The sequence below is a fragment of the Ruegeria sp. CDSC051 genome (genome assembly GCF_059610665.1).
In genome coordinates this window covers 1-21,276 of sequence record NZ_JBXWOC010000013.1, presented here as the reverse complement: position 1 = coordinate 21,276, position 21,276 = coordinate 1, and the positions used below count along the sequence as shown (strand labels likewise).

General features: G+C 58.2%; 17 protein-coding genes and 1 tRNA gene. 9 read left to right on the top strand and 9 right to left on the bottom strand.

Features of this window, described 5'->3' with window-relative positions; translation table 11 throughout:
• The first annotated feature begins 8 nt into the window (after positions 1–8).
• Entirely contained in the window at positions 9–707 is a 699-nt protein-coding gene (locus AC2FH0_RS20225; RefSeq protein ID WP_496693083.1) for a fumarylacetoacetate hydrolase family protein, read from the top strand.
• On the opposite strand, the gene AC2FH0_RS20220 is transcribed toward AC2FH0_RS20225, so the two are convergent.
• Together AC2FH0_RS20220 and AC2FH0_RS20215 are read right to left on the bottom strand one after the other, a co-directional pair.
• The gene (locus AC2FH0_RS20220) at positions 700–1,914 is read right to left on the bottom strand and encodes a winged helix-turn-helix domain-containing protein (RefSeq protein WP_496790201.1); all 1,215 of its coding nucleotides are present in this window, start codon (positions 1,912–1,914) and stop codon (positions 700–702) included. The two genes, AC2FH0_RS20225 and AC2FH0_RS20220, sit on opposite strands and share 8 nt — an antisense overlap.
• 3 nt (positions 1,915–1,917) lie before the next feature.
• Positions 1,918–2,943, bottom strand: a complete 1,026-nt coding sequence (locus AC2FH0_RS20215) for a LacI family DNA-binding transcriptional regulator (protein WP_496690504.1) — start codon at positions 2,941–2,943, stop codon at positions 1,918–1,920.
• 115 nt (positions 2,944–3,058) lie between these two features.
• Here AC2FH0_RS20215 and AC2FH0_RS20210 point away from each other — a divergent pair.
• Positions 3,059–3,135, top strand: a tRNA-Arg gene (locus AC2FH0_RS20210).
• 432 nt (positions 3,136–3,567) lie between these two features.
• Here the strand turns inward: AC2FH0_RS20210 and AC2FH0_RS20205 are convergent.
• The 4 genes from AC2FH0_RS20205 to AC2FH0_RS20190 form a co-directional block, all read right to left on the bottom strand.
• Complete coding sequence (locus tag AC2FH0_RS20205; protein WP_142637567.1) at positions 3,568–3,855, bottom strand: HU family DNA-binding protein; 288 nt, start codon at positions 3,853–3,855, stop codon at positions 3,568–3,570.
• 130 nt (positions 3,856–3,985) lie between these two features.
• Positions 3,986–5,449: an AMP nucleosidase gene (locus tag AC2FH0_RS20200; RefSeq protein ID WP_496707753.1), complete on the bottom strand. Its 1,464-nt coding sequence runs from the start codon at positions 5,447–5,449 to the stop codon at positions 3,986–3,988.
• On the bottom strand, positions 5,446–7,248 hold the full coding sequence (gene ade, locus AC2FH0_RS20195; protein ID WP_496790198.1) for an adenine deaminase: 1,803 nt from the start codon (positions 7,246–7,248) through the stop codon (positions 5,446–5,448). Before ade ends, AC2FH0_RS20200 begins: the two co-directional genes overlap by 4 nt.
• 143 nt (positions 7,249–7,391) lie before the next feature.
• Positions 7,392–8,267: a LysR family transcriptional regulator gene (locus tag AC2FH0_RS20190; RefSeq protein WP_496693079.1), complete on the bottom strand. Its 876-nt coding sequence runs from the start codon at positions 8,265–8,267 to the stop codon at positions 7,392–7,394.
• 116 nt (positions 8,268–8,383) lie between these two features.
• On the opposite strand from AC2FH0_RS20190, the gene AC2FH0_RS20185 reads away from it, so the two are divergent.
• Together AC2FH0_RS20185 and AC2FH0_RS20180 are read left to right on the top strand one after the other, a co-directional pair.
• Entirely contained in the window at positions 8,384–9,139 is a 756-nt protein-coding gene (locus AC2FH0_RS20185) for a class II aldolase and adducin N-terminal domain-containing protein (protein WP_271952596.1), read from the top strand.
• Positions 9,140–9,151: 12 nt separating this feature from the next.
• Positions 9,152–10,141 carry a sterol desaturase family protein gene (locus AC2FH0_RS20180; protein ID WP_271952593.1) on the top strand — a complete coding sequence of 330 codons (990 nt, stop codon included), beginning with the start codon at positions 9,152–9,154 and terminating at the stop codon, positions 10,139–10,141.
• Here the strand turns inward: AC2FH0_RS20180 and AC2FH0_RS20175 are convergent.
• The gene (locus tag AC2FH0_RS20175; protein WP_496790196.1) at positions 10,138–11,079 is read right to left on the bottom strand and encodes a GlxA family transcriptional regulator; all 942 of its coding nucleotides are present in this window, start codon (positions 11,077–11,079) and stop codon (positions 10,138–10,140) included. The two genes, AC2FH0_RS20180 and AC2FH0_RS20175, sit on opposite strands and share 4 nt — an antisense overlap.
• A gap of 77 nt (positions 11,080–11,156) precedes the next feature.
• Here AC2FH0_RS20175 and AC2FH0_RS20170 point away from each other — a divergent pair, with 77 nt between their 5' ends.
• The 3 genes from AC2FH0_RS20170 to AC2FH0_RS20160 are packed head-to-tail and all read left to right on the top strand — an operon-like array spanning position 11,157 to position 15,108.
• Positions 11,157–12,317, top strand: coding sequence for an acyl-CoA dehydrogenase family protein (locus AC2FH0_RS20170; RefSeq protein WP_281973960.1), 1,161 nt, complete (start codon positions 11,157–11,159; stop codon positions 12,315–12,317).
• Positions 12,314–14,332, top strand: a complete 2,019-nt coding sequence (locus AC2FH0_RS20165) for an acetate--CoA ligase family protein (protein ID WP_496790195.1) — start codon at positions 12,314–12,316, stop codon at positions 14,330–14,332. Before AC2FH0_RS20170 ends, AC2FH0_RS20165 begins: the two co-directional genes overlap by 4 nt.
• On the top strand, positions 14,329–15,108 hold the full coding sequence (locus AC2FH0_RS20160) for a carnitinyl-CoA dehydratase (protein ID WP_496790192.1): 780 nt from the start codon (positions 14,329–14,331) through the stop codon (positions 15,106–15,108). Before AC2FH0_RS20165 ends, AC2FH0_RS20160 begins: the two co-directional genes overlap by 4 nt.
• Before the next feature lie 6 nt (positions 15,109–15,114).
• Here AC2FH0_RS20160 and AC2FH0_RS20155 read toward each other — a convergent pair whose 3' ends face one another.
• Positions 15,115–15,747 carry a class I SAM-dependent DNA methyltransferase gene (locus AC2FH0_RS20155; RefSeq protein WP_142637587.1) on the bottom strand — a complete coding sequence of 211 codons (633 nt, stop codon included), beginning with the start codon at positions 15,745–15,747 and terminating at the stop codon, positions 15,115–15,117.
• 89 nt (positions 15,748–15,836) lie between these two features.
• On the opposite strand from AC2FH0_RS20155, the gene AC2FH0_RS20150 reads away from it, so the two are divergent.
• A complete protein-coding gene (locus AC2FH0_RS20150; protein ID WP_142637589.1) occupies positions 15,837–16,682 on the top strand; it encodes an SDR family oxidoreductase in 846 nt (281 codons plus the stop codon).
• Positions 16,683–16,686: 4 nt separating this feature from the next.
• On the opposite strand, the gene AC2FH0_RS20145 is transcribed toward AC2FH0_RS20150, so the two are convergent.
• Complete coding sequence (locus tag AC2FH0_RS20145) at positions 16,687–18,306, bottom strand: GMC family oxidoreductase (protein ID WP_496790190.1); 1,620 nt, start codon at positions 18,304–18,306, stop codon at positions 16,687–16,689.
• Between the two features lie 428 nt (positions 18,307–18,734).
• Between AC2FH0_RS20145 and katG the strand changes: the two genes are divergently transcribed.
• Positions 18,735–20,936, top strand: coding sequence for a catalase/peroxidase HPI (gene katG / locus AC2FH0_RS20140; RefSeq protein WP_496790188.1), 2,202 nt, complete (start codon positions 18,735–18,737; stop codon positions 20,934–20,936).
• Positions 20,937–21,276 lie beyond the last annotated feature (340 nt).

Genomic DNA, 21,276 nt, shown 5'->3' with positions numbered 1-21,276 from the left:
GCGGCATGATGATGGGTAGCCTGTTCTCTATTCCTGATCCGATCGCTTTGCCGGTTACCGGCGAGGACGACACATACCCGGTTGGGCGAATCTTTTGTGTGGGCAGGAACTATGCCGCACATGCGGCTGAAATGGGACATGAGGTCGACCGTGAGGCCCCTTTCTATTTCACCAAGGCCGCTGCAAACGCGGTCCTGTCTGGGGTGACGACGGCTTACCCTCCGGGGACCGAAAATTTTCACCATGAGATGGAGCTGGCTGTTGCAATCGGAAAGCCGGTTTTTCAAGCTGATACTTCTCAGGTGCAGGAAGCGGTGTTTGGCTTTGGCTGCGCCCTGGACATGACCCGACGTGATCTGCAAATTCGCGAGCGCAACAAACAGCGCCCTTGGGATCTTGGAAAAGATTTCGAGAATGCAGCCGTATTTGCCCCTCTGACCCGCGTGAGCGATTGGCAACCCGACCCGCAAAAACGCATCATTTTGCGCGTTAATGGCGAAACCCGGCAGGACGCAACCTTGGATGAGCTGATCTGGTCGATTGACGAGATCATAAGTCACTTGTCCGGCTATTATCATCTGCGACCAGGGGACTTGATCCTGACCGGAACGCCGGCTGGTGTAGGGCCGGTTCAGCCCGGAGATTCACTCGAGGGTGAGATTGACGGGTTGCAGCCGGTCAAATTGAGTATATCAGACCCTAAATAGGGTCTTTTTGCCAATTCTCGGCAAATTCTATGTCATCCAACCCGGCAAAGCGACGAACCCGGTCCAGTTCGGCCTGTAGGCGGCGCGTGCGGGCATCTGACCACCGTACTGTTCGTTCTGGCCACAGGGCGCTGACCCGCAGCACCGACTGATCGCGATGGGCCTTCATGTCGATCCGGCCAATCAGTCGGTCTCCTTCGAGAAGCGGGAAAACATAATAGCCATAGGTGCGTTTAGGGGCAGGAACAAAAACCTCGATCCGGTAGTGAAACCCAAACAGCCGCTGCGCACGGTCACGGTCACGCAGCATGGGGTCAAACGGGCTGAGCACCCTGATCCGACCCGGCGCCGGGGCGATTTGCGCGGCCTGTTCCGCGATTCCTGGACGTGCGAACAGCTTTCTGGCCTGGCCATTGGCGCATACGATCTCGATCTCTTCGACACGCCCCTCGGCGAGGGCGGTTTTGCACCAGTCTCGCGCCTCAGCCGCGCTGACCGTGTCCCAAAACGCCGCCAATTCGCCCGAAGTCGCAAACCCAAGCCGGTCAAGTGCCGCATGGCACAGCCAATCCACGGTATGTTCGGCGTCACAAGGCATATTGCCGGGGCAAAGATGCGTCTCGATCACCCGCTCGGTCAGGTCATAGCGTTTCTGGAACCCCTGTCTGCCGATCACGGTCAGTGCGCCCGAGCGCCAGAGGAATTCAAGCGCGGTTTTCGACGGGTGCCAATCCCACCATCCACCGGAGCCTTTCTTTTCGTCTTTTCCCACATCCGACGAGGAAACTGGCCCATGATCGCGTATATGCTGCAATACGGTTTCAAATTGCTGCTCAAACCCATCGCGACGCCAGTTTTTCCAGCGCGATTTCAACTGGTCAGCGTCGCGCTGAAACCGTAGATGCCAATGGGGGTAGAACTCCATCGGAATGACTGCGGCATCATGGGTCCAATGTTCGAACAGCCCACGGTCACGTTCATACACATGCTTGAGGTTTTTGGCGCGATAGGCGGGCCTGCGCGAAAACAGGATCATGTCATGGGCGCGGGCGACCGTGTTGATACTGTCCAGCTGAACAAATCCCAGACGCCTGATCAATTCAAGCAGGTCAGGCCCTTTCGCAGCCCCGGACGGCTGTTCTGCCAGCGCGTGCCGGTCCATGAACAGAGCGCGGGCCGCCCGATTGTTCAGCCTTTGCATCGCCATGGATCAGCGGCGTTTCAGCGTATCGCCATAACTGATCTTGGGGGTCAGAGTTATGCGGTTTTCGACCTCGGAAGCGGGATCGGAAAGCTGAACGGCGATTATCTCGGCTGCCTTGCGCCCAATCTCGTGTCGACATGCATCCATTGTGGCCAGCTTGCGCGGCAGACCCTGTAACAGTTCGACATTGTTGAACCCTGCCAAACCGATCTGGCCTGGAATGTCTATCCCCTGGTCCAACAGATACAGCAATCCACCAGCACCAATCATGTCGTTGGAATAATACAGAAAATCCAGATCCGGTGAGCGTTCCAACATGGCTTGAGTCATCTCGCGGCCTTTGGCCAAGGCCGAGCCGCCGGAATAAAACTCGCGGTCTTCGATCTCGATCCCATGCTTGCCCAGCACTTCGGTAAAGCCTTCGAACCGTTTCCGAGCGCGGTGATCCAGGGGCATTTTGGTGCCCATAAAGCCGATATGTTCATAGCCCGCTTTCAGGATCGCCTGTGCCATCTCACGTCCAGCGCGGCGATGGGATATCCCGACCATCGCGTCCACCGGCTTACCATCGGTGTCCATGATCTCGACCACCGGAATCCCCGCCGAATCCAGCATAGCGCGTGCGGCATCGGTATGTTCCAATCCGGCGATGATCACGCCCGAGGGCCGCCACGAGAGCATCTCGTACAGGACTTTTTCCTCTTTTTCGGGCAAATAATCGGTGACGCCGACCACCGGCTGCAGCTCGGTATCCTCAAGAATCTGATTGATGCCGGTCAGCACCTCGGGGAACACCATGTTCGACAGTGACGGGATGATCACTGCCACAAGGTTCACCCGGCTTGAGGCAAGCGCACCAGCGATTTTGTTCGGCACGTATCCCAGCTCTTTTGCTGCGGCCAGAACGCGTGTGCGGGTCGCATCCGACACGTCACCCCGATTGCGCAGAACCCGGCTGACCGTCATCTCAGACACTCCGGACGCTTCAGAAACATCACGAAGGGTGAGCGGGCGTTTGTTTTCTGTGGTCACGGGGTGCACCTGCGTTGTTGTTTTGTCCGATGGTAGCGTGAACAGGACGCATTTTACAACTGCCCTTCAAAGCCGATGACAACCCGAAAAAACCACGCTACAGAGAGTTTTGCGCGGCCCCGTGGCTCAACTGGATAGAGCAGCCCCCTCCTAAGGGGCAGGTTGCAGGTTCGAATCCTGCCGGGGTCGCCAAGATATCTAATGAAATCATTTTTTTTCCGAACTTTAGACAGTTCACTCGCTTCGAAAGGTGACACATGACTAAAAATTGGTTCGGATGAGCCAATCAAAATATCCATCGCCTAGAATGAATTTCTTTTTGGGGCGAGTGCGGCAAAACAAATTACTGGTCCGAAAGTCGACCGGATATTGTCCGTTCTTGCTCTGTGACGGGGCCAGCCTCGCGAATTTGTGGCATTCGCCAGCTTAGGCCACCGGTCCTGTTGCGCACCCAGCCAATGAGCGCGGCGCTAGATTTATTCTTCGCTGATCTCAGATTGCATAACACCAGTCTGACCACGGCCGGCCTCCCAAAGCCTTATAAAAAACTGGCTTCAATAGGGGGGTAAAAGAAAAAGGGCCCCCAAGCGGCGGCCCTTGATCGTTTTGCGGTGAAAGCTGGGATCAGCCGTTCACGCTGTCCTTCAGCGCCTTCGCAATGGTCATTTTGACCACTTTGTCGGCTTCTTTCTTGAACTGCTCGCCGGTGGCAGGGTTACGCACCATGCGCTCGGGGCGCTCGCGACAGTAGATTTTGCCGACACCAGGCAGGGTCACCGCGCCGCCCGCCGACACTTCGCGGGTGATCAGGCCGGTCATGGCCTCCAGCGCAGTGTTCGCAGCTTTCTTGTCGGTTCCCATTTCCTCAGCGAGAGCAGCAACCAGCTGAGTCTTTGTCATAGGCTTTGCCATTTCTTGGTCTCCTTAACGTGCCCGATAAATAGGGCCTCACCGCGTAACTGTAACGGGATATTGTAGGTGAACACAACGAATAGTAGCGTCGAAAACCCTAAAAATAGGGGGAATTCGTTGCTTTTTTGCTTCAGAGAAAGGCCGTTTCATCAAAGGAACGCAATTTCCGGCTGTGCAGGCGCTCCAGCGGCATGCCCCTCAGGTGCTCCATCGCACGAATTCCGATCGCGAGATGGCGGCTGACCTGCGTGGTATAGAAGGCAGAGGCCATGCCAGGAAGCTTTAATTCGCCGTGCAGCGGCTTGTCTGAAACACAGAGCAACGTGCCATAGGGAACACGGAACCGATAGCCGTTGGCGGCAATGGTCGCGCTTTCCATATCCAGCGCGATTGCCCGTGATTGGCTGAGTCGCTGTACCGGGCCGGATTGGTCGCGCAGTTCCCAGTTGCGGTTATCGACCGAAGCGACGGTGCCTGTGCGCATGACCCGTTTCAGCTCATAACCTTCCAGCTCGGTGACCTCGGCTACAGCCTGTTCCAGCGCAACCTGAATCTCGGCCAAAGGCGGAATCGGCACCCAGACCGGCAGGTCATCATCCAGAACCTTGTCTTCGCGCAGATAGGCATGGGCCAGAACAAAATCGCCCAATGCCTGTGTGTTGCGCAGCCCGGCACAGTGGCCAACCATCAGCCAGGCATGCGGGCGTAGCACGGCGATATGATCGGTCGCGGTTTTGGCGTTCGACGGACCGACGCCGATGTTGACCAGCGTGATACCCGATCCATCCGCCCGCTTTAGGTGATAGGTCGGCATCTGCGGCAGCTTCAGGGGTTGTTCCAGCGTTCCGCCTTCGGTGGTGATCTCGACATTTCCGGTCGAGACAAAGCTGGTATAGCCACTGTCTGGTTCGGCCAGCTGCGCGCGTGCATAGTTTTCGAATTCCGAGACGTAGAACTGATAGTTGGTGAACAGCACATGGTTCTGGAAATGACTGGGATCAGTCGCAGTGTAATGCGCCAGCCGGGCCAGTGAATAGTCGACCCTTTGCGCAGTAAACAAAGACAGCGGGCCGTCTTCTTCCTCGTGGTCATGGACGCCATTGACGATGTCGTCATGGGTGGTTGTCAGGTCCGGTACGTCGAATACATCGCGTAGGGTAAATCCGGCGGCGCCCTGATGCGGAACGATCAGATCAGGATTGTTGGCCACGGCGAAATGAACCGGAATGGGTGTGTCCGAGGCCCCGATCGTGACCGGCTGGTCATGGTTTCTGATCAATAGGGCAATCTGTTGGGTCAAATAGGACCGGAACAGATCTGGCCGCGTTACAGTGGTCGAGTGGATGCCCGGTTCCGAGACGTGACCAAAACTTAGCCGGCTGTCGACCCGCGCATAGGAGGAGGTTTTGATGCGAATTTCCGGGTAATAGGCTCTGAAGCGTTCAGTTGGTGCTCCGTGCTCGATCACATTGGCAAAGTTCTCGCACAGGAAGCTGGTGGCTTGCTCGTACAGTTCTTCCAACCTTGCGACCGCGGCTGCGGGATCTGTGAAGTTCTCGGGCGCGGGGGCCTTAGGTGCTCGTATTATTGTCATGCAAGGGGTTCCAAAAGATCGATCTTTTCAAATTTGCGCACATCCACCAGCCCGACATCCGAGATCCGCAATTCCGGGATCACCACCAGGGCCAGCAATGAGTGCTGCATATAGGCGTTGTTCAGTTTACAGCCACAGGCCTGCATCGCCCGAACCATTTGTTCGGCCTTGGCGGCCACTTCGGCTGCCGGGCTATCAGACATCAGTCCAGCGATGGGCAGTTCCACCAGCGCCAGTTCCTCACCGTCTCGGAAAATGGTGATGCCACCGCCGATCTCGGCCAGCCGATTTGCGGCAAGGGCCATCTGTTCGCGGTCGGTCCCAACAACAATCATATGGTGACTGTCATGGGCAACGGTCGAAGCCATTGCCATGCGCCCCTGATATCCAAACCCCGAGACAAAGGCATTTGTGACCCCGCCCGTTGCGCGGTGGCGTTCGACAAGCGCAATCTGGCAGACCTCACCCTCGGCTTCAACCAGGCCGCCAATGATGGGCAGTTCGGCCTTTAACGCTTTGGTCGGGGCTTGGTTTTCGACCACACCAATCACATTGGCCTGAACGCGGTTCGCCCCCTTAGGGGCCTCGATCTGAAAATCCGCGCTGGTCAGGGCATGGCCCAGATGCACGGTGTTTCGAGCGGCTGCAGGCCAATTCAGATGCGGGCAGTCCACAGTGATCTTGCCGTCCTCTGCCACGATTTGGCCGCGCGCTATGACAAGCTCGATGGGCAGGTCCTTCAGGTCCGAGCTGAGGATGATATCCGCTCTGCGCCCGGGCGTGATCGAGCCGATATCGCGCTCCAACCCGAAATGCGTGGCTGTATTGATCGTTGCCATCTGCAGCGCCACCAAAGGGTCGCAGCCACAGCTGATAGCATGGCGCACCACACGATTCATGTGCCCGTCATTTATCAGCGTGCCGGAATGGCAATCATCCGTGCACAGGATGAAGTTTCGAGAATCCAACCCTTTCTCGGTGATGGCGGTAATCTGACTTTCGACGTCATACCAGGCGGATCCCAACCGCATCATGGATCGCATCCCCTGACGCACACGCGCGATGGAATCGGCTTCGCAGGTGCCTTCGTGGTCATCCGCCGGGCCGCCTGCCACATAGGCAGCAAAGTCAGGCCCTAAATCAGGCGAAGCATAGTGCCCGCCAACGGTTTTCCCTGCCCGTTGGGTCGCGGCAATCTCGGCCAGCATCTTGGGATCGCCATGAATGACGCCTGGGAAATTCATCATCTCGCCCAGTCCGATGATGCCCGGCCAGTTCATCGCCTCGGCCACGTCTTCGGGGGTGATCTCATAACCGGTGGTCTCAAGCCCCGGCGCCGACGGCGCGCAAGAAGGCATCTGGGTGAAAATGTTAACGGGCTGCATCAGCGCCTCGTCATGCATCATTCGAACGCCGTCCAGGCCCAGCACGTTGGCTATTTCGTGCGGGTCAGTGAACATGCTTGTCGTGCCATGAGGGATAACGGCCCCCGCAAATTCGGCCGGGGTCAGCATTCCTGATTCGATATGCATATGCCCGTCGCACAGGCCGGGCAGCATATACCGCCCCTCTGCCTCGATGATCCGGGTGTTCGGGCCGACGCAGTGCGAAGCATCGGGGCCAACATAGGCGATACGTCCATCGACAATCGCGATGTCATGATCGGGCAGGGCTTCGCGGCTGTGCACGTTAACCCAGATCCCGCTGCGGACAACAAGGTCAGCGGCTTGACGCCCTGCGGCGACAGCGATCAAATGGGGGGCGGTATCGGGCCAGCTTGGGAAAGGTGTGAATTCCATGGCCCAACTTTCCCGAACGCACGGAAAGGTGCAACCCCTGCTCGGCAGTTATCATGATTCCGTCATGCAGCGCGTCAGCGCTGTTGTGCCTAGCCCCGTGAAGGTCCCTTAAGAGCCGCTATGCTAGGCAGGAGAGCCACGGCCTAGCCAGGGAACGTTTTCGCAATCTCGCGCCGGACCCATTCGGCAAAGGCAATCGCTCCTGGTGACTCTTCTGCCTGAGGCGACAGCAACAGGTAATAAGCCTCTGGCACAACCGCGCGATATTCGAATGGTGCAACCAATCGACCTTCATCAATCAAGTCGCGCGCGATTGTGTCATGCGTCAGGCACAAGCCACCCCCGGCCATCGCAACCGACAGGCTGACCAGATAGGTGGTGGAATATGTGATCGGAGGATTTTCCCAAATTAGACCCTGATCTTCGATCCAATTCTGCCAATTCGACAGCAGGTTTGAGCAGTCATACAAGGGGGTTCGCTGTAGTGTATCCAGCGACACCTCATAGCCCGGCGCGCAAACCGGATAATAATGATCGGATCGCAGCAGTTCGGTTCGCACCGTGTCCGAAGGTCTGAGCGAAAATCGAATTTCTACCGCAGCCCCCTCCGCCATTTCCCGGGGCTCCCACAACTCGGTGAATATGTTCAGCTGTACAGACGGGTGTTCGGCCTGAAACATTGGAAGGCGAGGGGCCAGCCAGTTGACCGCAAAAGTGATGTTGCATTGTACCTGCACCGCGTTCTGCTGGGCCCCGGTCACGGCCCGCGTTCCGCGCAGTAATGTGCGAAATGCCTCACGCACGACAGGGAGATAGCTGATCCCGGCCCCGGTCAATTCAAGTGCGCGGGGACGGCGCAGGAAAAGCGGTTGGCCAAGATAGGCCTCAAGCGACTTGATTTGCTGGCTGACTGCACTTTGTGTCATGTTCAGGTCGCGCGCTGCAGCGGTAAAGGACAGGTGGCGGGCCGCGGCCTCGAAAGTCCGAAGCCAACCCAACGGGGGCAGCTGTTTTTGCATGGGCATAACCTGGCCATTAGTTCAGCTTATGAAATAGGCGCGATTTTTTCGTTGGTCAATTTTTTCTACTGCGGGCACGATTTTCCAATCAAGCAATCCGCTGACAGGAGACGGAAATGAGCGTTGCCAGCTTGCGCCCCAATATTGACCATTGGCCTGAACGTGTGGATTTGGCGGCCACATTTCGATGGGCTGAACGTCTGAATATGCACGAAGGGGTCGCAAACCATTTTAGCTTGGCGGTGAATCAGGACGGCACGCAATTCTTGATGAACGCCAATCAGATGCATTTTGCACGAGTCAAAGCATCGAACCTGCTATTTCTGGATGCCAAAGACGCTGATGTCATGACCCAACCCGGCGCACCGGACCCAACTGCCTGGGGCCTGCATGGTTCGATTCACCGGCACTGTCCTCATGCCCGCTGTGTAATGCATGTGCATTCCATCTTTGCCACGGTTCTGGCCTCGTTGGCCGACAGCACATTGCCGCCGATCGATCAGAACACCACTACGTTTTACAACCGTTATGTGGTCGATCACGAATTTGGTGGACTTGCTTTCGAAAGCGAGGGGGAACGTTGCGCAACCATGCTGGCAGACCCAAAAAAGAAAGTCATGATCATGGGTAATCATGGGGTTTTGATTTTGGGCAGTAACCCGGCAGATGCCTTTAATAGACTCTACTATTTCGAACGCGCTGCTGAAACGTATATCCGTGCCTTACAGACGGGCCAACCCCTGCGCGTTTTGTCAGACGAGATTGCGGAAAAGACAGCTCAGGAACTGGAAGAATATCCCGATCAGGCCGAGGCACATTTGCGTGAGATCAAGGCCCTGTTGGATGCCGAAGGCTCGGATTACGCAAGCTGACGAGAGACCGTGATGCCGGACACTGACCAAAATCCCGAGGCCGCCCGCTGGAATTACCACCCCGATGGGCCTGTGGCTTTGAACCCGCTGTTTAACTGGCCGCCCCGCCTGTCTGCAGTGTTGAAATGGTATGGTGGTGCATGGCTTCAGGTCACTGCCCTGACCCTGTGCCTGGGGCTTGCGGTGGTGGCCTATGTGCTGTTTTTCCCGGGTTTAGAGACGATGAAGACCTTCCAGCCCGGCTGGATGTTCCGAATCTGGTTGCTGAACATGGTGCCTCAGATTCTGGTCGCGGGCGGGCTGCATTGGTGGCTGTACATGCGCAAAGGGCAGGGCATGTACAAGAAGTTCGACCGCCGGGATCTGACCCGGGACAACGGGACCTTCACCTTTCGCAATCAGGTCTGGGACAATATCTGGTGGACCCTGGGCAGCGCCATGAGTGTCGCCACGATTTACCAATGGGGGATCTATTGGGCGATGGCAAATGGCTATGTCCCCACGGTCACATGGTCCGCCGCACCGGTCTGGTTTGTGATCTGGATGTCGCTAATCCCCATGTGGTCGGGGCTGCATTTCTATTGGGTGCATCGGCTGGAACATCACCCCAAGCTCTATAAACATGTCCACGCCGTGCATCACCGCAACGTCAATATCGGGCCGTGGTCGGGGATATCAAATCACTGGTTTGAGAACCTGTTGTACTTCACCACCTATTTCATCCACCTGATCGTGCCGTCGCACCCGATACATTTGTTATTCCACGCCTATTTCCAGCAGGTCAGCCCGGTTCTGTCCCATTCCGGGTTCGAAAAGCTGAAAGCCGGGGAGACCGAGGCCGCCCGCGCAGGCGATTTTTTCCACCAGCTGCATCACCGGTATTTCGAGTGCAACTATGGCACCTCAGAGATCCCGTTCGACAAGTGGTTTGGCACCTATCATGACGGCTCGGCCGAGGCGACGACACGCACGCGGGCCTATAAAAAGCAGATGTATACCTAGCCGACCCTCAGGGCGCGCGGAGTGATCCCGAACTCGGCCCGGAAGGCACGGGTCAGGGCGCTGGGGTCGTCGTACCCGGCGCGCAGGGCGATCTCGCTGACGGTCAGGTCGGTCTCTGTCACCAGTTTCCGCGCCAGATTCAGGCGCAAGCGGCGATAGACCTGGGCCGGACCTGCGCCAAGCTCGGCCTGCATGCGCGTGGACAACGCCTTGTGCGAGCGTCCGACCTGTCGGGCGATCTCCGTAATGGGCAGCGGAGTTTCAAGATTCTCCTGCATCTGCGCCAAGGCCTTGTTCACATACCCACTGGTTGCCCCGACCCCTCCGGAATGCGACCGCGCGGAATCGCGGGTCATGAACAGTTGCGCCACCTCGAGGGCCAGCGCCTGCCCGTGGTCCTGACCGATCAGGTGCAACACAAGATCAAACGCGGCCATGGCGCCGGAACAGGTAATGCGATTCCGGTCTAGGACATACCGCTCGCGCCGGGCGTCGATCTCGGGGAACCGCTCGGTAAAGCCGGTCAGCTCTTCCCAATGGATGGTGGCGCGATACCCGTCCAGCAGTCCGGCCAGCGCCAGCAGCCAGCTTCCGGTGTCCAGCCCAGCCAGAACGTCATAGCGATTTGCGGCGGATCGCAATCCGGTCAGCGTCGGCCAGCCGCCATGCGCGCGAAACCCATATGATGGCATCACCATCAATGTACCGCCGCGGGCAGATTGCAGTCTTGCGTGCGGCGTAACCTGCAACCCCGAGGATGATGTGACCGGCCCTTCTGTCAGCGACAGGAATTCCCAGTCATACAGTTTTCGTCCAGCCAGCGAATTGGCCGCGCGCAGGGGTTCGACGGTGTTGGCAAGGCAATGGTTTGAAAACCCATCAAAAAGCAGAACCCCGAATTGCTGCATCGCGGCAGGCGATTTTGTCCATTTTCGCATGGTTAACGTCTATTTCTGCACGATGAACTTTGCAACCCGGGCCACGATATCGCAAGCCCCAGATGTGGAGACCGCAGATGCAATATGGCCTGACCGACGAGCAAGAGATGATCGCCGCGACTGTTCGCAGTTTCGTCGAGAAAGAGATCTATCCACATGAAGAGCTGGTTGAACGTACCGGCGAGGTTCCGCAGGAAATAGCGGATGAGATCAAGCGCAAGACAATTGAATTGGGTTTCTATGCCTGCAATTTTCCCGAAAGCGTCGGATGTGCCGGGCTGAACCATCGGGAATTTGCACTGGTCGAGCGCGAACTGGGTCGGGGATCGATGGCCTTGAACCACTTCTTTGGCCGTCCGCAAAACATCCTGATGGCCTGCGAGGGCGAGCAAGTCGAACGCTATCTGATGCCCGCAGTTCGGGGCGAAAGGATGGATGCACTGGCGATGACCGAACCAGGTGCAGGTTCGGATGTGCGTGGTATGAAATGTGCCGCAGTTCGAGACGGCGGAGATTGGGTCGTCAACGGGACCAAACATTTCATCTCGGGCGCGGAGCATGCCGATTTCATCATCGTTTTCATCGCGACGGGTGAAGATCAGACGCCAAAAGGTCCAAAGAAACGGATCACAGCCTTTCTTGTGGATCGCGGCACGCCGGGATTCACCATCCGGGACGGGTATAAATCGGTCAGCCACCGGGGCTATAAGAACATGGTCCTGGATTTTGACGATTGTCGCCTGCCCGACAGTCAGGTGTTGGGCGAGGTCGATGGCGGGTTCGAGGTGATGAATACCTGGCTATATGCCACCCGCATCACCGTGGCGACCATGTCGGTCGGACGCGCACGTCGCGCCTTTGACTATGCGCTGGACTATGCAGCCACGCGTGAACAATTCGGTCAGAAAATCGGCAAGTTCCAGGGCGTGTCATTCCAGATCGCCGATATGATCACCGAAATCGATGCCGCTGACCTGTTGACGCTGGCAGCGGCCGACCGGCTGGACAAAGGGCTGCCTGCAAACCGCGAGATTGCCTCGGCCAAGCTTTACGCCTCCGAGATGCTGTCGCGGGTGACCGATGCCGCGATTCAGGTGCATGGCGGCATGGGGCTGATGGACGATTACCCGCTGGAACGGTTCTGGCGCGATGCGCGCGTCGAACGCATCTGGGACGGTACCAGCGAGATTCAGCGTCACATCATCAGTCGTGAGCTGTTGCGGGCACTTGGCGCATGACAACGGCGCTGGCACGGGCGTTGAACCCAAGCTCCATTGCCGTGATCGGTGGTGGGGCTTGGTGCGCGTCAGTCATTCAACAGGCGCGCAAGTTCGGGTTTCAGGGCGATATCTGGCCGGTCCATCCCAAAGCCTCTGAGGTGGCCGGAGAGCGCGCTTTTGCGCGGCTCGAGGATTTGCCCACGGCCCCGGATGTGGCCTTTGTGGGCATCAATCGTCATGCAACAATCGAGGCGGTTCAGGCGCTGGCAGCGATCGGGGCAGGGGGTGCGGTTTGTTTCGCGTCGGGGTTCACCGAGGCGCGAGCCGAGGATGATTTGGGCGCGGATCTGCAGGACCAGTTGATAGCAGCCGCCGGGGAAATGCCTGTTCTGGGTCCCAACTGCTATGGTTTCGTCAACGGGCTGGATCAAGTCGCAGTCTGGCCGGATCAGCATGGGATGCAACCGGTGGAACGAGGCGTAGCGATCCTGACGCAAAGTTCGAATATTGCAATCAACATGACCATGCAACGCCGGGCCCTGCCGCTGGCGTTCATGCTGACCTGCGGGAATCAGGCGCAGACACATCAGGCTGACGTTGCCTCAACACTTCTGGACGACGACCGGATCACCGCTATCGGTGTTCATATCGAGGGGTTTGGCGATCTGCGAAAATGGGAGGCTTTGGCCGACAAGGCACGCAGCCGGGGCATTCCGGTTGTTGCCCTGAAGATGGGCCGCTCCTCCCATGCGCAGGCGGCGACGATTTCGCATACCGCGTCTTTGGCAGGTGGTGATGCGGGCGCGCAGGCGTTTCTGGACCGGTTGGGAATCGCCCGGCTGGACGACATTCCCAGCTTTTTGGAATGCCTCAAGCTGTTGCATGTCACGGGTCGGTTGGACGGCACCGGGTTGAGCACGATCAGCTGCTCGGGTGGTGAGGCCAGCCTCGCCGCCGATATGTCAGAGGGGCGTGATCTGCATTTCCCCCCCTTGACCGAGGCACAGAAAACTGACCTGCGGGCGGCTTTGGGCCCAATGGTGGCGTTGGCGAACCCGCTAGACTACCACACCTATATATGGCGCGATACCGAAGCGATGACCCGCGCGTGGTCGGCGATGACCGGGCCGGAACAAGCCATTACCATTGCGATTGTCGACTATCCTCATACCGACGCATCGGATTGGGAATGTGCCACCCAAGCGGCGTTGAACTGCGCCGCCCAAACCGGGCGACCTTTTGCCGTTGCCGCGACCCTACCAGAACTTTTGCCAGAGGAAGTGGCGCAGCGCCTGCTGGTCGGCGGTGTGGTGCCTTTTGCCGGTCTGCATGAAGCCTTGGCTGCGGTTGAGGCCGCCGCGCGGCCGGTTGCGGCACCGGCTGATCCGGTACTGTTGCCCTCGCAGGCTGAGGCAAACCATGTCTTGACCGAAGCAGAGGCCAAACGGGCGCTGGCAGATCATGGTCTGCGGATTCCTCAATCCGTAGTGACGCGTCCGGACAAGGCTGCGCATGCTGCATCGAATCTGACGGCTCCATTCGCGGTCAAGGGCGTCGGGCTTGCGCATAAATCCGAACACGGTGCGGTGCGCCTTGGCGTCGGCTTGGACGATCTGAGCGCGGTTGCGACCGAGCTTGGAACCGACGAAGTTCTGATCGAAGAGATGGCCCAAGGCGGTGTTGCCGAGTTATTGATCGGCGTCACCCGTGATCCGGCCCATGGCTATGTTCTGACGCTAGGGGCTGGAGGCGTGCTGACCGAAATTCTGCGCGACAGTGTTTCAGTGCTGATCCCGTCATCCCGGGACGTGGTCCGTCAGGCGCTGGGCAAGCTGAACTGTGCGCCGTTGCTTGCGGGGTATCGCGGTAAACCGGCGGCGGATACCGAGGCGATCCTGAATGCAGCCGAGGCTGTGCAAGCCTATGTTATTGCCAATGCAGCCCATGTCAGCGAAGTTGAAATCAATCCACTCATCTGCAATCCCGATGGCGCTGTGGCCGTGGATGCTCTGATCCGAAAGGCACGTATATGAACCCGGTTAAAACCAAGCGCGATGGCGCGATTCTGCAGGTCACTCTGGACCGACCCAAAGCAAATGCCATTGATCTGGCCACCAGCCGGGTCATGGGTGAAGTGTTCCGCGAATTCCGCGATGATCCTGAGTTGCGCGTGGCCATCCTGACCGGTGGTGGCGAAAAGTTCTTTTGCCCGGGGTGGGACCTGAAGGCCGCCGCGGACGGAGACGCCGTGGACGGAGATTATGGAGTCGGCGGTTTTGGCGGGCTGCAGGAATTGCGGGATATGAACAAGCCTGTCATCGCCGCGGTGAACGGGATTGCCTGTGGTGGAGGGCTGGAACTGGCGCTGAGTGCGGATATGATCATCGCTGCAGAGCATGCCAGCTTTGCCCTGCCCGAAATCCGGTCGGGCACCGTGGCCGATGCGGCCAGTGTAAAGCTGCCAAAACGCATCCCCTACCATATCGCGATGGAACTGCTGCTGACTGGCCGCTGGTTCGATCCGGTTGAGGCAAAAGGGTGGGGCCTGATCAACGAGATTGTCCCAAGTGATCAGCTTTTAGACCGGGCATGGGAACTGGCCCGTTTATTGGCCAGCGGCCCCCCGCTGGTTTACGCGGCGATCAAAGAGATCGTGCGCGACGCCGAAGATTCCAAGTTTCAGGATGCCATGAACCGGATCACCGGGCGGCAGTTGCCGACGGTGGACATTCTATATGGTTCTGAAGACAACCTCGAAGGCGCGCGCGCCTTTGCCGAGAAACGCGACCCGGTCTGGAAAGGGCGCTGAGCGGGTTCAGATCTTCTCGAACATTGCGATAAGGGCGGTATCGTCCCGGTTGGGCCCGGCAGCCAGGTCGCCGTAGATTCGAACTTCGGGCAGGGACAGGTTTTGTATCTGCCCATGGGCAAGCTGGTGCAGTGCGTCAGCAAATCCCAGAGATTCGTAGTGTTTCGCGTTAATCGACAGAGCGAATTGCGCGCCTGTCCGGGCCACGTTCAACAGCGCGGGCAGGGCCTCGGGGCCGAGATGGCCATGGGTAAATGTGCCCGAGGACACAATGCCCGAATAGCTGTCGCGCGGCACCGGGATGCCCTGGTTCAGGTCAGCCTCAATCGCGTCGCGGTAGATGTCTTTGCGCAGGGCCTGATCCAGCATCTCGGCGCTGATATCGGTGGCGTCGATCGGACCAACGCCCAACCCGGCCAGTACCGCACCGCAAAGCCCGGTGCCTGCACCGACATCCAAAACCGGACCCTGTCCCCCGGCGCTGACAAAGGCGCGGGCGGTGTGGATATGCAACTGATAGTCCTCGCGCGCCGCAAAACCGTCATCATAGTCGCCGGCCCATTCGGCATAAAGCCGTTTGTGGTCCTCGGGGCTGTCTAGCGCATAAGCTGCATGCAGGTCGGGCGATTTTGTACTCATGACTCATGAAAGGCGTATGTGGGGATTCGAATCAAGTATCCAGTGGCGGGTGCTTGCATCTTGGACCATTGGCGATCATCAAGAAGGATATGGTTAAGACACTCTTTTCATTCGGTCACGGATATTCGGCGCAGGCCCTGTCGCGGCATCTTGAACCGGCGGGTTGGCGCGTATTCGGAACTACGCGCGATCCGGCGCAATCGGGTGCGGTCCGCGCATCCGGTGCCGAACCGGTGATCTGGCCCGGTCAGACGGTTGATTTGGACGGGGTAACACATCTGTTGATTTCTACCGCGCCGAATGCGGGCGGAGATCCAGTGCTGGCGGCGCTTGGCGACAAAATCGCTGACCGCGCAGGTCAGTTCGATTGGGTCGGATACCTTTCCACAACCGCAGTCTATGGGGACCACAAAGGCGGTTGGGTGGACGAGGCGACCCTTCCTTCACCAATGGCCGAGCGCGGCAGGTGGCGCGTCCGGGCCGAGACACAATGGCAAGACATTCCGGGCCTGCCCGTCCACATCTTTCGCCTTGCCGGGATATATGGCCCCGGGCGCGGCCCATTTTCCAAACTTAAACGGGTGGGAATGCGCCGCATAATCAAACCGGGGCAGGTGTTCTCGCGCATCCATGTGGCGGACATCGCGCAGGTGCTTGCGGCGTCGATGGCATCGCCGAACCCAGGTGCGATTTACAATGTCTGTGACGATGAGCCGGTGCCGCCACAGGATGTCATCGCCTATGCGGCTGAACTTCAAGGCCTGCCTCTGCCCGCTGCGGTTCCGTTCGACCAGGCCGATATGTCCCCGATGGCCCGAAGTTTCTATAATGAAAACAAGCGGGTCAGGAATGACCGGATCAAGGATGAACTGGGTATCCGGCTTTTGTATCCGGATTACCGCGCTGGACTGCAGGCCCTGATGAAGGACGGCTGAGCCCTTATCGGGCGGTGGCTTTGATCAGGTCCGCGGCTTTCTCGGCGATCATGATGGTTGGGGCGTTGGTGTTTCCCGAAACCAGAGTAGGCATGACCGATGCATCGACCACGCGCAGCCCCTCGATCCCGCGCACACGCAGTTCGGGGTCAACCACGGCCATCGCATCCACACCCATTTTGCAGGTTCCGACCGGGTGATAGATCGTATCTGCGCGAGCGCGAATATGGTGCTCCCAATCCGCATCGGTTTGAGCGTCATCTATGCCGTACATCGCTTTGTACCGGAATTTACTGAAGGCCGGCGCGTGCAGAATGTCTTTGGTCATACGCGCGCCCTTGATCAGCGTGTCCAGATCGCGGTCATCGGACAGGTAAGCCGGATCAATTGCCGGAGCGGCAAAGGGATCGGCGCTGTGCAGCCCGACCGTGCCACGGCTTTCGGGGCGCAATTTGCACACATGGCAGCCGAACCCATAGCCATAATGCAGCTTCCTTGCATGATCATCGGCCAAGGAAATGACGAAGTGCAGCTGGATGTCGGGGCGATCCAAATCCGGGGAGGTTTTCAGAAACGCGGCGCCCTCGGCAAATGGCGTGGCCGCCATCGACTTACCGGTCTTACGCCAGCGCCAAATATGCCCTGCCAAATTCAATGCGGCAGCGACACCGATGCCGAATGTGTTGGTGTCCCGGGTTTTATAGAGCAGCGTGAAATCCAGATGGTCCTGCAGGTTCTTGCCAACGCCCGGCAGGTCGTGCCGCACCTCGATCCCATGTTTGACCAGATCATCAGCGGCACCAATCCCGGATAGCTGCAACAACTGCGGAGTTTGAAGTGCACCGGCGCAAACCAGAACCTCGCGCCTGGCGGAGACAGTGATATCCGCACCTTTGGCCTTTTTCCTGTACACCACGCCGGTGGCCCGCTTTCCTTCAAAGGTCAGCTCTTTGGCATGGGCGTCGGTAATGACCGTCAGGTTCGGGCGGTCCATGACCGGAAAGACATAGGCCGCCGCTGCCGAGCATCGCTCGCCATTCTTCGACGGGTCGTGAAACTGTGTGACCTGATACAGACCAACGCCCTCGTTATCGCCCCGGTTGAAGTCCTGGCTTCGGCGGTGCTGCATCTGTTCGGCAGCTTCAATAAAGGCACGCGTGATCGGGCGCGGCTCTTTCTGGTTTGACACGTGCAGAGGGCCGCTGTCGCCGTGATGGTCGTCGGCGCCATCTTCGTTATGTTCGGACATCTTGAAATAGGGAAGGACGTTGTCCCAGTCCCAACAGGCACAGCCCATTTCAGCCCAGCCATCATAGTCCTGACGCTGACCCCGGACGTACAACATTGCGTTAATCGCGCTGGACCCGCCCACCGTCTTGCCGCGCGGCTGATATCCTTTGCGGCCGTTCAGCCCCGGTTGGGCCACGGTTTCAAATGCCCAGTTGTTGATTTTCGGCCGCCCCGGCAGCGAGGCCACTGTTGCCGCGGGCAATCTGGTAAGCATGCCGTTGCCGCCGTTTCCGGCTTCAAGAAGGCAGACACGTATTCCAGGATCTTCGCTCAGGCGACCGGCAAGAACCGAACCGGCGGATCCTGCGCCGACAATTACATAATCAAATTGCATTCAGACTCCAAAAATTTTCGGAACCGGCAGTCAAATACGCCGGTCAATCTGTATTAGGCGCGGATCCGAACAAAAGAACCCGCGCTCATGTCGTTCATAAAGACAGTGGTCGCATACGGATGAAAAACAAGGGTTGTGGTCTATATGTGACCCAAGGTTATTCAGGGATTTGAAAATTGCTCCGATTGCACGGGATCCGGGGATGTTCTCTTCATAATTATTTCCTATGGTTTTCATCATTAAACAAAACTTTTATGCATGAATGCAATTTGCTATTTCTGACTAGGTCAGGACTTCAGGAATACCGATACCCTTGCCAGATGCTCAGCGTATTTGGATGGGGAAGACGTGTCTTGAATCTGTGTTCTTGATTACCACGAATTTCACTGCGCAAGATCGCCGGATATTAGCTAGGATTGGAGACCGATATGGACGGAAGTGATAACCCCAAAGCAGGCGGATGCCCTGTGATGCACGGCGCTGGAACCCGTTCCAACCGGGATTGGTGGCCGAACCAGCTAAACCTGTCGATCCTGCACCAGCACGGAGCGGCGTCGAATCCTCTGGGTTCGGATTTCGACTATGCTGAAGAGTTCAAAAAGCTGGATATGAAGGCGCTGAAAGAAGACCTATATGCGTTGATGACGGATTCACAGGAGTGGTGGCCGGCGGATTATGGCCATTATGGTGGTCTGTTCATTCGGATGGCCTGGCATAGTGCAGGCACCTACCGGACGGCAGATGGCCGTGGCGGGGCCTCGACCGGGAACCAGCGTTTTGCGCCGCTCAACAGTTGGCCGGACAACGGTAACCTCGACAAGGCGCGTCGTCTGCTGTGGCCGATCAAGCAAAAATACGGAAACCAGATTTCCTGGGCTGACCTGATGATCCTGGCAGGTAACTGCGCCATCGAATCCATGGGTGGCAAAACCTTTGGTTTTGCCGGCGGCCGTGCCGATATCTGGGCCCCCGAAGAAGACATCTATTGGGGAACCGAGACAGAATGGCTGGCCCCGACCGACAATCCGCAGAGCCGGTATTCCGGTGAGCGCGATCTGGAAAACCCTCTGGCCGCAGTGCAGATGGGCCTGATCTATGTAAACCCTGAAGGTCCGGACGGAGAGCCCAACGTTCTGGCTTCGGGTCGTGACATCCGCGACACCTTTGGCCGTATGGCAATGAATGACGAGGAAACCGTTGCTCTGGTTGCTGGTGGTCACACTTTCGGCAAGGCGCATGGTGCGGGCGATCCCGATCTGGTCGGCCCCGAACCCGAAGCGGCCCCGATCGAAGAGATGGGCTTTGGTTGGATCAACAAGTTTGGGTCCGGCAAGGGTGACGATACCACGACATCAGGGGTCGAGGGCGCCTGGACCGCAAATCCGATCCAATGGGATAACGGCTATTTCGACCTGTTGTTCGGATATGACTGGAACCTGACCAAAAGCCCCTCGGGCGCGTGGATTTGGGAACCGGTGAATGTCAAAGAAGAAGACATGGCCCCGGCGGCGCATGACGCGTCGAAGAAGGTCAAAACCATGATGACCACCGCCGACATGGCGATGCGCATGGACCCGATCTATGGTCCGATCTCAAAGCGTTTTCACGAGAACCCGGAAGAATTCGCTGACGCTTTCGCCCGTGCATGGTTCAAACTGACCCACCGCGACATGGGCCCGCGCTCGAATTACATCGGCGAGGAATCTCCGGCCGAGGAACTGCTGTGGCAAGACAATGTCCCCGCCGTGGATCACGAGCTGATCGGTGACGCGGATGTGGCCGAGCTGAAGGCTAAGATCGCGGCCACTGGCCTGTCGGTGTCCGAGCTGGTTTCGACCGCATGGGCTTCGGCCTCGACCTTCCGCGGCTCGGACAAGCGCGGCGGTGCCAATGGCGCACGTATCCGTCTTGCTCCGCAGAAAGACTGGGACGCGAACGAACCGATGAAGCTGGCCAAGGCGCTGACCGCGCTTGAGGGCGTTCAGGCGACGTTCAACGGCGCACAATCCGGGGGCAAGAAAGTGTCTCTGGCCGACGTGATCGTTCTGGCTGGTAATGTGGGTGTCGAACAGGCCGCCAAGGCCGGTGGTCAGGAGGTTGAGGTTCCGTTCACACCTGGCCGCACCGATGCGACGCAAGATCAGACCGATGTGGACAGCTTTGCCGTGCTCGAGCCCGAGGCCGACGGCTTCCGCAACTATCAGAAGACGGATTATTCGGTTTCACCCGAAGAGCTTCTGGTCGACAAGGCCCAGCTGCTGACTCTGTCGGCGCCGGAAATGACCGCATTGGTTGGCGGTCTGCGCGTGATCGGAGCCAATTTTGGTGACACCAAGCATGGTGTGTTGACCGACCGCGTCGGCACGCTCAGCACCGACTTCTTCATCAACCTGCTGGACATGGGCACCGAATGGAAACCCGCGGGCAAGGGCGTCTATGAGGGTCGGGACCGCGCCAGCGGTGAGGTCAAGTGGACCGGTACCCGCGTCGATCTGGTCTTCGGCTCCAACTCGCAGCTGCGGGCTCTGGTCGAGGTCTACGGTCAGGCAGGCGCAGAAGGCAAATTTGTCTGCGATTTCGTCTCGGCCTGGAACAAGGTCATGAATGCAGACAGGTTCGATCTGAAGTAAGCCTGCGACCTTCGCAGAATTTGCGCCGTCCGAGGAGACTCGGGCGGCGTTTTGTCTGCCCCGGTTCCGGGCGCATACCCAGCATTGGGTACGATTCCGCCCAGGGGCCGTTCTTTCCCCCATTCCGTGCGGTCCGTTACCGGCTCGGAAGAGAGAATTGTTAAGCTAACCTGTTGTTTTTATTAACCTAGAGAAGTTTCTGTTAAGAAATGCAAAGTTTTTTCAGATTGGGGGTTGCAGGTCCCAGACCTAATCCGTAAATACCCCTTCACCGGCGCTGCTGAGGCGCTTGTGACACACTGGAGAGACGGTGGGACGGGTTGGAGAGACGGCCGGACGC

What these genes read in the sequence shown, in the direction of transcription:
- AC2FH0_RS20225 (WP_496693083.1), top strand. Translation starts at nt 9, where the DNA reads ATGATGGGTAGCCTGTTCTCTATTCCTGATCCGATCGCTTTGCCGGTT.
- AC2FH0_RS20220 (WP_496790201.1), bottom strand. Translation starts at nt 1,914, where the DNA reads ATGGCGATGCAAAGGCTGAACAATCGGGCGGCCCGCGCTCTGTTCATG.
- AC2FH0_RS20205 (WP_142637567.1), bottom strand. Translation starts at nt 3,855, where the DNA reads ATGGCAAAGCCTATGACAAAGACTCAGCTGGTTGCTGCTCTCGCTGAG.
- AC2FH0_RS20200 (WP_496707753.1), bottom strand. Translation starts at nt 5,449, where the DNA reads ATGACAATAATACGAGCACCTAAGGCCCCCGCGCCCGAGAACTTCACA.
- ade (WP_496790198.1), bottom strand. Translation starts at nt 7,248, where the DNA reads ATGGAATTCACACCTTTCCCAAGCTGGCCCGATACCGCCCCCCATTTG.
- AC2FH0_RS20190 (WP_496693079.1), bottom strand. Translation starts at nt 8,267, where the DNA reads ATGCAAAAACAGCTGCCCCCGTTGGGTTGGCTTCGGACTTTCGAGGCC.
- AC2FH0_RS20185 (WP_271952596.1), top strand. Translation starts at nt 8,384, where the DNA reads ATGAGCGTTGCCAGCTTGCGCCCCAATATTGACCATTGGCCTGAACGT.
- AC2FH0_RS20180 (WP_271952593.1), top strand. Translation starts at nt 9,152, where the DNA reads ATGCCGGACACTGACCAAAATCCCGAGGCCGCCCGCTGGAATTACCAC.
- AC2FH0_RS20175 (WP_496790196.1), bottom strand. Translation starts at nt 11,079, where the DNA reads ATGCGAAAATGGACAAAATCGCCTGCCGCGATGCAGCAATTCGGGGTT.
- AC2FH0_RS20170 (WP_281973960.1), top strand. Translation starts at nt 11,157, where the DNA reads ATGCAATATGGCCTGACCGACGAGCAAGAGATGATCGCCGCGACTGTT.
- AC2FH0_RS20165 (WP_496790195.1), top strand. Translation starts at nt 12,314, where the DNA reads ATGACAACGGCGCTGGCACGGGCGTTGAACCCAAGCTCCATTGCCGTG.
- AC2FH0_RS20160 (WP_496790192.1), top strand. Translation starts at nt 14,329, where the DNA reads ATGAACCCGGTTAAAACCAAGCGCGATGGCGCGATTCTGCAGGTCACT.
- AC2FH0_RS20155 (WP_142637587.1), bottom strand. Translation starts at nt 15,747, where the DNA reads ATGAGTACAAAATCGCCCGACCTGCATGCAGCTTATGCGCTAGACAGC.
- AC2FH0_RS20150 (WP_142637589.1), top strand. Translation starts at nt 15,837, where the DNA reads ATGGTTAAGACACTCTTTTCATTCGGTCACGGATATTCGGCGCAGGCC.
- AC2FH0_RS20145 (WP_496790190.1), bottom strand. Translation starts at nt 18,306, where the DNA reads ATGCAATTTGATTATGTAATTGTCGGCGCAGGATCCGCCGGTTCGGTT.
- katG (WP_496790188.1), top strand. Translation starts at nt 18,735, where the DNA reads ATGGACGGAAGTGATAACCCCAAAGCAGGCGGATGCCCTGTGATGCAC.